Here is a 13,786-nt window from a genome sequence, read left to right on the forward strand (position 1 = left end):
AATTCGTTACGATAAATTCCGAACGGACTCTCTTATTCAGAGTTGGTGGAGGGACAGACCCGATGAAGCCCAGCAACCGTCACATTTGTGAAAAGGTGCTAACCTGATGCAAGGATATTTCCTTGAGCAATAAGAGCGAAAGGTCACAACTCCTTTCCTCAGATTTGTAGGAAGGGCTTTTTTTGTTTCAAAAGGTAAGAATATAGCTGAAAAAGATAAATAGAGTTCCGTACCATATTTTAAAGGGAGGATTTAGCCATATGGCTTCAAATCGTCGTTTATTTACGTCCGAATCTGTAACGGAAGGACATCCAGATAAAATTTGTGATCAGATTTCAGATGCAATTTTGGATGAAATTTTATCAAAAGATCCAAATGCTCGTGTTGCATGTGAAACTACTGTAACTACAGGATTAGTATTAGTTTCAGGAGAGATTTCTACTACAACTTATGTAGATATTCCTGCAATAGTTAGACAAACAATTAAAGATATCGGTTATACCCGTGCAAAATTTGGTTTTGATGCTGAAACATGTGCTGTTCTAACAGCAATTGATGAACAATCTGCTGACATTGCTGGTGGTGTAGATACCGCACTGGAAAAAAGACAAGGTAAAATGTCAGATGAAGAAATTGCTGCAATTGGTGCAGGTGACCAAGGATTAATGTTTGGTTTTGCATGTGATGAAACAGAGGAATTAATGCCGCTACCAATAGCACTTGCGCATAAAATGGCAAAACGTTTGGCTGATGTGCGAAAAGATGAGATACTTGCATACTTACGTCCTGACGGAAAAACACAAGTAACAGTAGAATATGATGAAAATGATAATCCTATTAAAGTTGATACGATTGTTATCTCTACACAACATCATCAAGATATCACTACAGAGCAAATCGAAAATGATTTGATCGAACATGTTATTCGTCCAGTTGTACCTGAAAATTTATTAGATGAAACTACAAAGTATTTCATTAACCCAACAGGTCGCTTCGTTATTGGCGGTCCACAGGGTGATGCAGGGCTAACTGGCCGTAAAATCATTGTTGACACATATGGAGGATATGCCCGCCATGGTGGGGGAGCATTCAGTGGTAAGGATTCGACAAAAGTTGACCGTTCAGCAGCATATGCGGCACGTTATGTTGCTAAAAATATTGTTGCTGCTAAATTGGCAAATACATGTGAAGTTCAATTAGCCTATGCAATTGGTGTTGCTGAACCTGTATCGATTGCAATTAATACATTTGGTTCTGGTACTGTTAGTGAAGAAAAATTGGTTGAAGCAGTTCGTGAATTGTTTGATTTACGACCAGCAGGAATTATCCGTATGCTTGATTTACAAAGACCAATATTTAGAAATACAGCTGCCTATGGACATTTTGGCAGAACAGATATTTTGTTCCCATGGGAGAGAACGGATAAGGTTGAAGAATTGAAAGCATTAGTGGAAAAATAAAACGATGAAAAACACGGTTACTTCTAATTGTATCCGTGTTTTTTTGTGATAAAAATTAATAATAGATCACACTATATATTCGTAAGCATAAAATTGTTGTGAATAAAAGAATGGAAGAGGAGAATATATGTGTGGATTTATTGGTGAAGTACGAAATATACCTAAGAAAATGACTACCAATCAATTAAACGTGCTAAAACTACAAAACAATTTAATAAAACATCGAGGGCCAGATGATGAAGGCTATTACCATGATGACTATGTTTCATTTGGATTTAGGCGTTTAAGTATTATCGATATAGAGGGCGGACACCAACCATTTAGCTATAATGATGGAAAAATATGGATTGTTTTTAATGGTGAGATTTACAATTATGTAGAACTACGTGAATGTTTACAGGTTAAAGGGTATGAGTTCATCACAGACTCCGATACGGAAGTCATTGCTACGTTATTCTGTAAATATAAAGAGAATGCTTTTAAGTACTTACGTGGAATGTTTTCGGTTCTGGTGTGGGACAAAGAGAATGATACGTTGTACGGGGCACGTGATCGATTCGGTATTAAGCCATTGTATTATTATGAAACAGATGAACGTATTATTTTTGCATCTGAAAAGAAGAGTATTCAATTAATGATGGGAAAAGGAGAAATAAGTCATGAAGCATTACAGCACTACTTAAGCTTTCAATTTGTACCTGAACCATTGACCATGACAAAAGGTATTGAAATAGTTGAACCAGGTACATATTTAATGAAAAAACCTAAAGGAGAAATTTTATTTGAACGGTATTGGCAAGCAACGTTCAATCCTGTATTAATGGATAAGTCAGATTGGATCAGGCGAATTAGAACTACATTGCAGGATTCCGTAAAGGTTCATATGCGTAGTGATGTTCCAGTTGGTGCATTTTTATCTGGTGGAATTGATTCGTCTATTATCGTTGCACTTGCTCGGGAATTAAATCCAAGTCTAAAAACATTTACTGTCGGGTTTAAGGATGAAGGGTTTTCTGAGATTGATGTTGCAACGAAAACGGCTGAAAAATTAAACGTTGATAATTATTCATATATCGTTACGCCTGAAGAGTATGTAAAGGAACTACCTAGAATTATGTGGCATATGGACGATCCATTAGCCGATCCATCATGTGTTCCGTTATATTTTGTTGCGAGAGAAGCTCAAAAGCATGTTAAGGTTGTTTTGTCAGGTGAAGGGGCTGATGAATTATTTGGAGGATACAATATATACCGTGAACCAACGTCACTAAAAGTTTTCAGTTTTTTGCCAGCGCATACAAAAAATCTTTTAGCAAAAGTTGCCAATTTGCTACCTGATGGTGTTAAAGGCAAAAGCTATATATTGCGCGGAGTTACGCCTTTACGTGATCGATATATTGGAAATGCTAAAATGTTTGAAAATGAAGAAAAGCTATTTGTTCTCAAGCAATATAAAGAAAACATTTTATATCAGCACATAACGAATAAACTGTTTGATATCGTTGAAAAAGAACCATTTGTTACTCAAATGCAATATATTGACATTTGTACATGGTTGCGTGGGGATATTTTGTTAAAAGCAGATAGAATGACAATGGCAAGCTCATTGGAATTAAGGGTACCATTTTTGGATAAAGAAGTATTTCGCGTTTCTAGTGAAATTCCAGTCGAACTAAAAGTTGTTAGTGGTACTACGAAAAGCATCTTACGGGAGGCTTTTCGAGGTATTATTCCCATACATGTTCTTGACCGTAAAAAGCTAGGTTTCCCAGTACCAATCCGTCATTGGTTAAGAAATGAGTTGAATGGCTGGGCGAAGCAATTAATACAAGAAAGTCAGACTGATCACTTGTTAAATAAACCATATATTCTTGATTTACTCAATACGCATTGTTGCGGGAAGAGGGACTATAGCAGAAAAATTTGGACCGTGTTGATGTTTATGCTGTGGCATCAAATTTTTGTAGAAAACAGGTATGATAAAGAGGCATTAATTAAGTTACAAAATTAAAAAGCTGAAGTTAACAAATGGCTAGCTTAACTTCAGCATCAATAATTTAGGGAGAAGAGCGTTTAAAATTCAATACCTAAATCAGTATTGTTCTTATAGTACTGTCCTTTTTCTACGTATGATTTTCGGACGCGATCCATTTCCTCGTAATCCTTTTCTGTTAGATCTCGCACAACTTTAGCGGGTCTTCCTAATGCTAATGTATGGGCAGGTATTGTTTTACCTGGAGGAACTAAACTACCTGCTCCAATAAATGCATTTTCTCCTATTTCAGCACCGTCTAAGATGATGGAACCCATGCCAATCAGTGCCTTCCTTTTTACTTTTGCGCCGTGCAATGTCACTTGATGTCCAATTGTAACATCATCCTCAACAATAGCCGGTTGATTTGGGCTTTGGTGAATCATGGTAAGATCCTGTATACTAACACGTTTACCAATTCTGGTTGGTGCAACATCACCACGGATTACGGTATTAAACCAGATACTTGAATTTTCTCCGATGGTTACATCGCCGATAATGGTCGCATCCTTTGCAACAAAAACAGATTTATCGATTTGAGGTGTTATATTTTTATAAAGGTGTATCATTTGCTTCCTCCTATTAAATATGATGATATAATTAGTATAGCAAAAAAGTAGGATGGGAACGGAGGAAACGCTTTGTCAGCAGGCGTACCGAATTCAGCATTACCATTAATGATACACGTATATCGAAAAATTTTCCCCGAAGTAAAAAGAGAGCTGTATTATTGGACAAAAAGGGCGGAGAAAATTCCAAATCGAGAATTACGTATGCAAGCATTAGCAAGTTTAGATGCAAAACGCTTCCATTGTCAGGGTGGCTCTATTTATGCTTTACTAGCTGGTGAAAGGCGTAAAGAGGCAGTTCGTTTTATCGTTGCCTTTCAAACGATAAGTGATTACTTAGATAATCTATGTGACCGTAGTACTTCATTAGATCCAAATGATTTTCGTTTACTTCACCAATCAATGGTCGATGCGCTGTCACCGGAAAATAGCGTGAAAAATTATTATGCGTTACGCAAAGAGCAAAATGACGGTGGTTATTTAGTTGAATTAGTAAAAACCGCACAAAGTACGTTAAGGTATCTACCTGGATTTTCCTATATTCAAGATTATATTGTGTCCTTGAATGCACTATACAATGACTTACAAGTACATAAACATGTAAAAGTAGAAGAAAGAATCCCGAGGTTACAGGAATGGTTTAGTATCCATAAGGGGAAAGCAGCTAAATTGGAATGGTATGAATTTTCCGCTGCTAGTGGATCAACAATCGGTATATTTTGCCTTGTATCCTATACAATTGGTGGAAAAATGACCGAAGAATTAGCGAAAAAGATAAGTGATTGCTATTTTCCATTTATGCAAGGGTTACATATTTTACTTGATTATTATATTGATCAACAAGAAGATATTGATGAGGGTGATTTAAACTTCTGTAGTTATTATATGGACTACAAACACATGGAAAAACGATTTGTTTATTTCATTAATAATGCAAGTCAATTCGTGCAATATATGCCCAACCCTGAATTTCACAAAATGGTTGTTAGTGGCTTGGTCGGTCTTTATTTAGGGGATAAGAAAGTTCAAAATCTTGAAAGTGGTAATAAAATAAGAAGAAGCCTATTACAGGCAAGCGGGAGGAATGGCAGATTCTTTTACTGGAACACAAGAATGTATCAAATGATTTCAAGCTAAAATGGTTCAAAGCAGTGCGTTGCTTTGAACTATTTAAACCAATTAACATCTTTTTTCGATTGCAATGATAAATGGTGGGTTATTTTTTTGGTTTATGAATCCATATTGTAAAACGTTATATGTCTTCTGGCTAAGATTTTTGACATACTGCAGTAGTATTTCTTTTTCTTGTTTTCCACCTTCATGACCATGGTAGATTACAAGTACAATTATGCCGTTAACCTTTAGAAAATCAAACATTGATTGTATCGCCTTTACCGTTGATTCACCGTGGGTAATGATGGTTTTGTCACCTTTTGGCAAGTAACCTAAATTGAATATCGCTCCACTTAATTGTTTGACTCCATCTAAATAGTTCGAAACATTTTCGTGGCTATCGTGAATGACTTGTGTGTTTGTTATATGGTGTTGTTTTAACATCTCATGTACGGTTGAAATTGCTTGCTTTTGTATGTCAAAAGCGATTACATGTCCTTTTTCACCAACAAGTTTACTAAGAAAGAAAGTGTCATTTCCATTACCGGCAGTAGCATCTATTACGGTGTCGTTCTTTTGTACAGTATCACTCAATAATTGATGTGAAAAATCAATAATACGTTTTATCATGCTATATTCAGTCCTTTTGGTTAGGGATAATGTTTATTGTATCAAAAGGTGGTGTTGATGACATTTTTTTCGGATTAAATTTTAAAAAGGCTGCTTGTCCCAACTGCGATGAAATCGCAAAAAACGGAACAAACAGCCTATTTTATAACTACTAACCCTGTTTTTCGGATTCTATTATAATATTTTATTTAAGAATCCTTTTGTTCTTTCAGATTGTGGGTTTGTGAAGATTTGCTCTGGATTACCTTCTTCAACAATTATCCCTTCATCCATAAACAGTACTCGATCACCTACTTCTCTAGCAAATCCCATTTCATGAGTTACTACAACCATCGTCATACCTTCAAGTGCTAATTTTTTCATTACCTCAAGTACTTCACCTACCAATTCTGGATCCAGTGCAGAGGTTGGTTCATCAAATAGCATGACTTTTGGTTCCATCGCGAGTGCACGTGCAATAGCTACACGCTGTTGCTGTCCACCAGATAATTGACTAGGATACATAGTGGCTTTATCACTTAATCCAACTTTTTTTAATAATGCAAGAGCACGTTCCTTTGCTTCTTGAGTGGATAAATTTCTTACTTTTTGTGGAGCAAGCATTATATTGGCTAAAACTGTTTTATGTGGAAATAAATTAAATTGCTGAAACACCATACCGACCTCTGTCCGTACTTCATTAATGTTTGTTTTAGAATCATTCAACTGATTTCCATCAACAACAACATCTCCGCTAGTTATTTCTTCCAACATATTTAAACAGCGTAGGAAGGTACTTTTACCTGAACCACTGGGTCCAATTACACAGACGACCTCTTTTGGTTTGATTTGGCAATTAATGCCTTTCAAAACTTCTAGATTTCCAAATTTTTTATGAAGATTATTTACCTCAATCATTGAATATCTAACCTTCTTTCTACAATGCGTAAAATAAATGATAAACTTAACGTTATAACTAGATAAAATAAAGCTACAGTTGTGTATATTTCAACAGCATTAAAGTGATTTGCTGCAATTAAACGACCTTGGAAAATTAGTTCTGGAACAAGGATAACTGATAAAAGTGATGTATCCTTAATACTGATAATAAATTGATTTCCTAATGGGGGAATCATTCGTTTAAATGCCTGTGGCCAAATAATATAACGCATTGTTTTACCATGATCTAATCCAAGGGAACGTCCTGCTTCCATCTGTCCTTTCTCAATTGACATAACAGCACCACGAACTATTTCTGCAATATATGCCCCGGAATTCAATGCAATTACGATAATACCTGCAGTGATTGAATCGAAGTTATACCCAATTATTAATGGCAATGCAAAGAATATCCAAATTGCTTGAACCAAAACTGGCGTACCGCGTAAAACTTCTATGTAAAAACTAGATACAAAATAAACAAGTTTGTTTTTAGATATCCTTCCTAATCCGAAGATGGCCCCTAGTATAAAACCAATTAATAGTCCAACTACTGAGATTAGGAGGGTATAATATAAACCAGTTGCCAATTGTGGTAAAAACTCAACAACCCCAGCCCAATTAAATCTTCCTATCATTCTTTCACCTCTCCTAAAAAACTTATATCATTTTTATTTTTGTAAAGTAGAAAAAGGGTGTAACTATTGGATGGTTACACCCCTTTTAAATTAAAATAGAACTAATTTTCTGCTTCTGGTTATATCTTAATGAAATACTAACTGACTTGTTTCTTATTCAGACTTTTTGCCGAACCATTTTTCATATATTTCATCATATTTACCATTCTCTTTGAGTGTAGCCAATGCTTCATTTATTGCTTTGACTAGTTTTTCATTTCCTTTTGAAATTGCAATTCCATAGTCTTCAGCCTGGTATAAATCTCCAACCATTTTTAAGCTATCTTTACCTTTTGTTTTAATATAGTAAGCAACATTTGGTGCATCGTATAAAATTGCATCTGCGCTACCGTTTTCAACAGCTAAATAAGCTTGATCAAGCTGTTCATATGGATTAGCTTTTGCTCCTTCAATATTTTCTTCGATATAAGTAGCACTAGTTGAACCTAGTCGAGTAGCAATTGTTTTTCCTTCAAGATCTTCAATACTTTTTATTGATTCATTATCAGCGGCTACGCCGATTCTTAGACCAGATTCATAATAAGGATCACTGTAGTCAATCTTCTTAGCGCGTTCTTCAGTAATACTTATACCTGCAATAGCAATATCAAATGATCCAGTTTGTAATCCAGGAATAATCCCATCGAAATTGGTTGTTTCCAGATTAATTTCAAAACCAGCTTCATCTGCAATTGCATTAATGAGTTCAATGTCAAATCCAACATATTTACCGTCTTCTTTGAATTCAAATGGAACAAACGATGTATCACTTACCACTGTATAAGTATCTTTTAAATCACCACTATTCTTTGAATCACTTCCATTTGCTTCATCACTAGAACCACAGGCTGTCAATCCGATTAAAATTAGTATGGAAAGCAAAATTACGTTAAAGAACTTTCGATTTTTTCTTTTCATTATTTTATCCCCCTTATTCTCAGTAGTTTTTCATATGAAAGTACAGTATGACTAATACTAATCACTCTATCAAAGATTAATTTTTTAGAAAAGTCTGATCAGGAGGCGTATAAGTGGAAATACATGCTTAAGAAGAGTTGTACGTTAAGAATGGTCCGAAATACTTTCATTTATTAGTTAATATTAATAATTTCGATAATTTTGTTTTTGTTCCGTTGTAATCTTTTAGTTATAGTGTACTATTTAACTTTAATCAACGATTTTAAAATTGTTAGCGGGATTATTACGTCCAACAAAAGGTCAGGTTCTAATTGACTCAAAACCCGTTAATAGGAGGATAAGTGAGAAATTGGCTTATCTTACTGACCTTGATTATTTTTATCCTTATTTTACAGTTGAAGAACTTATTAATTTTTATCAAAGTCAATTTGCGGATTTTGACATAGAAAAGGCATTTAATATTGCAGCATTTATGAAGTTAAACAAGAAAACCAAACTAAAATATTTGTCAAAGGGAAACAGAAGTAGAGCTAAAATAATGGTGACACTTTCACGTAATGCACCATATGTTGTAGTAGATGAACCTTTTTCAGGTTTGGATCCAATGGTTCGAAAATCAATTATTACAGGCATTATTAGGTTCATTGACTTAAGCAACCAGACTTTAATCATCACAACACATGAATTAAGGGAAGTTGAGCCAATCCTGGATGAAGTAGTGTTATTAAAACATGGTATGGTAATTGCTCAAAAATCGATCGATCATATCCGGGATGATTATGGAATAAATGTGGTTGATTGGATGGAAAAGATATATAATACAACAGGTGTTTATGCGTGATTTGACCAACAGCCTTGACAAAGCGATTTTCATTGATTAAAATTCGATATAATAACAAAACGACAATGAAAAGGATTAGTAATGAATTTTTCGGGTTTAGCGAGACAGTGGTTGGTGAAAACTGTTCCCGAATATTTATGAACTCACCTTTAAGTCGCAAGAGCGAAACAGAGTAGCTCTTGCCGTAAATCCACGTTAAGGATACAAGTGAACGCTAGTAAAAGCGTTAATTTGGGTGGTACCGCGGGAGATACAGCTTCTCGTCCCTTTTCCAGGGATGAGTGGCTTTTTTTTATTTTGTTGAAAATTTCCGCAAAAGAAAAAGGAGGAAAAAACATTGAGCTTTAACCATCAAGCAATAGAAAAGAAATGGCAACAGTATTGGTTAGATAATAAAACGTTTAAAACAGACACATATTCCGACAAAGAAAAGGTATATGCTTTAGACATGTTCCCGTATCCTTCAGGTGCAGGACTTCATGTCGGGCATCCAGAAGGCTATACGGCAACAGATATTATTTCGCGAATGAAGCGGATGCAGGGTTATGAAGTTTTACATCCAATGGGTTGGGATGCGTTTGGTTTACCAGCAGAACAATATGCGCTTGATACAGGAAATAGTCCAGCTGAATTTACGAAACAAAATATTAATACATTCCGACGTCAAATACAGGAACTAGGATTTTCCTATGATTGGGATAGGGAAATCAACACAACTGATCCGAATTATTACAAATGGACACAATGGATCTTTACAAAATTATATGAAAAAGGTCTTGCTTATATTGATGAAGTAGCTGTTAATTGGTGCCCAGCACTTGGTACAGTACTTGCAAACGAGGAAGTTATTGATGGAAAAAGTGAACGTGGAGGACACCCTGTTGTTCGAAAACCAATGAAACAATGGATGTTAAAAATTACTGCATATGCTGATCGTTTGCTTGAAGATCTAGAAGAATTAGATTGGACTGAAAGTATTAAAGATATGCAACGCAATTGGATTGGCCGTTCTGAGGGGGCGGAAGTGACGTTTGCAGTAGACGGTCATGATGAGGAAATTACTGTTTTTACAACACGCCCCGATACGTTATTTGGTGCAACATATGCAGTATTAGCACCTGAACATCCTATCGTCAAAAAAATTGTGACTGATGAGCAAAAGAATGAGGTAGAAGCATATCTAGACGAAGTACAAACAAAATCTGATCTTGAACGTACAGATTTAGCTAAGGATAAGACTGGTGTTTTTACTGGGGCATATGTTATTAATCCAGTTAATAATGAAAGAATGCCAATTTGGATAGCTGATTATGTATTGATCACCTACGGAACAGGATCAATTATGGCTGTACCAGCTCACGATGAACGCGATTTTGAATTTGCACGTAAATTTGAGCTTCCTATTGTTGAAGTAGTTGCGGGAGGCGATGTTTCTCAGGAAGCCTATACAGGTGATGGGGAACATGTTAATTCTGGCTTTCTAAATGGTTTGGACAAAGATGAAGCAATTTCAAAAATGATTGAATGGCTTGAAACAAATGGAAAAGGTACGAAAAAAGTTACTTACCGTTTGCGTGACTGGCTATTTTCAAGACAACGTTACTGGGGTGAACCGATTCCGGTAATCCATTGGGAAGATGGAACAATGAGCGCCGTTCCTGTAGAAGATCTTCCTCTTGAATTACCAAAAATGACTGAAATTAAGCCTTCTGGAACGGGCGAATCACCTCTAGCAAATAGTGATTGGGTGAATGTGGTTGATCCTAAAACTGGAATGAAAGGACGCCGTGAGACGAACACAATGCCACAATGGGCAGGAAGCTGTTGGTATTTCTTGCGGTATATCGATCCAGATAATACGGAAAAACTTGCTGATCCAGAAGCGCTAAACGAATGGTTACCTGTAGATGTCTACATTGGTGGAGCCGAACATGCAGTACTTCATCTACTGTATGCGCGTTTCTGGCATAAATTTTTATACGATATTGGTGTCGTTCCTACAAAAGAACCGTTTATGAAATTGTTTAACCAAGGAATGATTCTTGGTGAAGGAAACGAAAAAATGAGTAAGTCAAAAGGCAATGTCGTCAATCCAGACGACATCGTTAGATCTCACGGTGCAGATACTCTTCGTTTATATGAAATGTTTATGGGACCATTAGATGCGGCGGTTGCATGGTCAACAAACGGACTTGATGGGGCACGACGATTCCTAGACCGTGTTTGGCGCCTGATTGTTAATGAAGATGGTACACTTACTGAAAAAATAGTTAAAGATAGTGGAGATTCATCGTTAGATAAAGTCTACAACGAAACAGTGAAAAAAGTTTCCGAGGATTTTGAGAATCTACATTTTAATACTGGAATTTCACAAATGATGGTATTTATAAATGAAGGATATAAAGCAGATGAACTACCTAAAGAATATGTGGAAGGCTTTGTGAAATTACTCTCACCTGTAGCACCACACGTCAGTGAAGAGTTGTGGAGTGTTCTAGGACATTCGGATACAATCAGTTATGAGCCATGGCCAAGTTATGATGAAACGAAACTAGTGGAAGATGAAGTGGAAATTGTACTACAGGTAATGGGCAAGGTTCGTTCGAAGATAAGCGTTGCTAAAGATATTTCAAAAGAAGATCTTGAAGCGAAAGCACTTGCAAATGATAAAATCCAAGAATGGCTGGAAGGTAAAACAGTTAGAAAAGTTATCGTAGTACCTGGTAAGTTAGTTAATATTGTAGCGAATTAAGAGCAACAGTTTAACGGATTAACCTGTTAGGTAGGATGTGATTGGTACCGTTGTTTACGTACCTACAAAATTATATTTTATAAAAAAGGATCTCTACTGCAGAGATCCTTTTTAACTATTTTTTTGTCCTGATGGAATCCATTGTGCTTTTATTTTGATCCATTTACCGTCTTCAAAATACCAAAGGCTTTCGATTGAACCTAGTTGATCTGCATGATAGGCACCACTAATTTGTTGGTAGCTTTTTAAACCGTATCCTTTACTCTTATTGAATAAAGTTGGTTCAAAAAAAGCAATTGGGTCTACCATTAAGCTTATTTTTTTTATTAGTTTCCCGTTTTTGTCATAAATACCCTGTTGAATGTATTCATCTGCACGATCTTTTACATCTATTATAATAGGATTATTCCAAGGTTCGATTGATAATGCTGCTTTAAATTCTTTCTGAAATTCTCCATGTATATAATTGGATTTAGGAAGTGGGAGCTCCTTAACGTTTTCTTTCTTTAATGTGTGCAAATGATAGTAGTAAAGACCACCACTTCCACCAGTTGCACTTTGATAAAAAATATCTTTAACTCCATCATGATCAATGTCAACAAATTGAAGTTTTGGTTCATACCCGCCTTTGTATGTTATTTTCCATTGCATTTTCCCCGGTCCCTTGATCGTGGCCCATGTGTTATGGAGATAGTTACTATTTTTGCTAAATATAACGCCGTATAAATTGATTACCTCTTTTAGACCATCACCAGTAACATCCTCTTTGTATGTTGCAATTAACTTTTCAACTGGGTTTTCTTTTTCTTCTGCAAATACAGTAAAAGTTAAATTCAGATGTAATGTTAATAGAACCAAAAGGCACGATACTAGGTACTTCATGATAAAAACTCCAATCGTTTTTCAATTAACGTTATCATGTGTCATTTACTTGCAAGATATTCGTATAATCCGTATGATAAAAACTAGAAAGTTAAGAATTGAAAGGATGTATTATATGGATCATATTAATGAGATTTCCCCAGAGGAATTACAAGAATTGGTGGAAGAAGATAAAGATGTAGTCATCGTTGATGTAAGGGAAGATGATGAAGTTGCCCAAGGAATGATTGAAGATGCCAAACATATCCCGTTACGTGAAATTCCACAAACTATTAATGATTTAGATAAAGATAAACATTATGTTCTTGTATGTAGATCTGGAAATAGAAGTATGAAAGCAGCTGCTTTTATGGATGAACATGGATATAAGGTTACTAACATGACTGGTGGTATGCTTAATTGGGATGGCGAGGTTGTATTTTAGGTTGTATTACTTCCTATCAATACGTTACCAATTTAAATAAAGGTGTTGACTTTTTGTCTAATTGAGAGTATTATATATTTTGCTGTTCAAAAAGACAGTGACCAAAACATTGATGATTTTTGTTTGATTGACAATGATTATCAAGAATGATATAATGTTTATGCTGTCGAAAAGACAAGCGAAAAATCTTCTCTAAAGAAAGACCTTGACAATTGGTGTTTTAAGGTGTTATACTAATCAAGTTGCCTTGAAAAAGCAATTGTCAATTTGCTCTTTGAAAACTGAACAAAACAACCAGTATGTCAAGAAAAACATGAACTGTTTTTCGAATAAAACAGGTTAAAAGATAACGACAGATTTTATCTGTTATGTATCTTTTAAACCCTGATTTCAATTTAGCTAAGACTAATAATAAGATTGACGTAAGTCATCTTATTTCAAACTTTTTTGGAGAGTTTGATCTTGGCTCAGGACGAACGCTGGCGGCGTGCCTAATACATGCAAGTCGAGCGCGGGAAGCAAACTCTGCCCTTCGGGGCGTGAGTTTGTGGAACGAGCGGCGGACGGGTG

The 13,786-nt window shown here is 35.7% G+C and carries 12 protein-coding genes, 1 rRNA gene, 1 riboswitch and 1 other annotated feature; of the genes, 7 read left to right on the top strand and 6 right to left on the bottom strand.

All coding sequences use genetic code 11. The features are described from left to right. The first annotated feature begins 29 nt into the window (after positions 1-29). A riboswitch (SAM riboswitch) is annotated at positions 30-136 on the top strand. Positions 137-260: 124 nt separating this feature from the next. Together metK and asnB are read left to right on the top strand one after the other, a co-directional pair. After that, positions 261-1,460 (top strand): methionine adenosyltransferase, encoded by a 1,200-nt coding sequence (gene metK, locus CS937_RS19105; RefSeq protein WP_099160047.1) that lies wholly within the window; start codon positions 261-263, stop codon positions 1,458-1,460. A 127-nt stretch (positions 1,461-1,587) separates the two neighbouring features. Next, complete coding sequence (gene asnB, locus CS937_RS19110) at positions 1,588-3,471, top strand: asparagine synthase (glutamine-hydrolyzing) (protein WP_099160048.1); 1,884 nt, start codon at positions 1,588-1,590, stop codon at positions 3,469-3,471. A gap of 62 nt (positions 3,472-3,533) precedes the next feature. On the opposite strand, the gene CS937_RS19115 is transcribed toward asnB, so the two are convergent. Continuing rightward, complete coding sequence (locus CS937_RS19115; protein WP_099160049.1) at positions 3,534-4,061, bottom strand: gamma carbonic anhydrase; 528 nt, start codon at positions 4,059-4,061, stop codon at positions 3,534-3,536. 72 nt (positions 4,062-4,133) lie between these two features. Here CS937_RS19115 and CS937_RS19120 point away from each other — a divergent pair, with 72 nt between their 5' ends. Then, a complete protein-coding gene (locus CS937_RS19120; RefSeq protein ID WP_245835809.1) occupies positions 4,134-5,198 on the top strand; it encodes a tetraprenyl-beta-curcumene synthase family protein in 1,065 nt (354 codons plus the stop codon). 42 nt (positions 5,199-5,240) lie between these two features. Here CS937_RS19120 and mnmM read toward each other — a convergent pair whose 3' ends face one another. The 4 genes from mnmM to CS937_RS19140 all read right to left on the bottom strand — a co-directional run bounded on the left by mnmM (position 5,241) and on the right by CS937_RS19140 (position 8,317). Next, positions 5,241-5,804 carry a tRNA 5-(aminomethyl)-2-thiouridylate-methyltransferase MnmM gene (mnmM, locus tag CS937_RS19125; protein WP_099160050.1) on the bottom strand — a complete coding sequence of 188 codons (564 nt, stop codon included), beginning with the start codon at positions 5,802-5,804 and terminating at the stop codon, positions 5,241-5,243. A 174-nt stretch (positions 5,805-5,978) separates the two neighbouring features. Beyond that, entirely contained in the window at positions 5,979-6,701 is a 723-nt protein-coding gene (locus CS937_RS19130) for an amino acid ABC transporter ATP-binding protein (RefSeq protein WP_099160051.1), read from the bottom strand. After that, positions 6,698-7,360, bottom strand: coding sequence for an amino acid ABC transporter permease (locus tag CS937_RS19135; RefSeq protein ID WP_099160052.1), 663 nt, complete (start codon positions 7,358-7,360; stop codon positions 6,698-6,700). The genes CS937_RS19130 and CS937_RS19135 overlap by 4 nt, the downstream gene beginning before the upstream one ends. 153 nt (positions 7,361-7,513) lie before the next feature. Beyond that, positions 7,514-8,317, bottom strand: coding sequence for a glutamine ABC transporter substrate-binding protein (locus CS937_RS19140; RefSeq protein WP_099160053.1), 804 nt, complete (start codon positions 8,315-8,317; stop codon positions 7,514-7,516). Positions 8,318-8,576: 259 nt separating this feature from the next. Between CS937_RS19140 and CS937_RS19145 the strand changes: the two genes are divergently transcribed. Continuing rightward, positions 8,577-9,158 (top strand): ATP-binding cassette domain-containing protein, encoded by a 582-nt coding sequence (locus tag CS937_RS19145; RefSeq protein WP_099160054.1) that lies wholly within the window; start codon positions 8,577-8,579, stop codon positions 9,156-9,158. Between the two features lie 56 nt (positions 9,159-9,214). Next, positions 9,215-9,429, top strand: a binding site (T-box leader). A gap of 66 nt (positions 9,430-9,495) precedes the next feature. Further along, entirely contained in the window at positions 9,496-11,910 is a 2,415-nt protein-coding gene (leuS, locus tag CS937_RS19150) for a leucine--tRNA ligase (RefSeq protein WP_099160055.1), read from the top strand. Positions 11,911-12,021: 111 nt separating this feature from the next. Here the strand turns inward: leuS and CS937_RS19155 are convergent, their stop codons facing one another. Next, complete coding sequence (locus tag CS937_RS19155; protein WP_099160056.1) at positions 12,022-12,792, bottom strand: FG-GAP repeat domain-containing protein; 771 nt, start codon at positions 12,790-12,792, stop codon at positions 12,022-12,024. 115 nt (positions 12,793-12,907) lie between these two features. On the opposite strand from CS937_RS19155, the gene CS937_RS19160 reads away from it, so the two are divergent. Together CS937_RS19160 and CS937_RS19165 are read left to right on the top strand one after the other, a co-directional pair. Next, complete coding sequence (locus CS937_RS19160) at positions 12,908-13,216, top strand: rhodanese-like domain-containing protein (protein ID WP_099160057.1); 309 nt, start codon at positions 12,908-12,910, stop codon at positions 13,214-13,216. Between the two features lie 444 nt (positions 13,217-13,660). Next, positions 13,661-13,786, top strand: a 16S ribosomal RNA gene (locus tag CS937_RS19165); the annotation flags it as partial.

This window comes from Virgibacillus ndiopensis, assembly GCF_900187325.1.
In the GTDB taxonomy this organism is placed as follows: domain Bacteria; phylum Bacillota; class Bacilli; order Bacillales; family Amphibacillaceae; genus Virgibacillus_E; species Virgibacillus_E ndiopensis.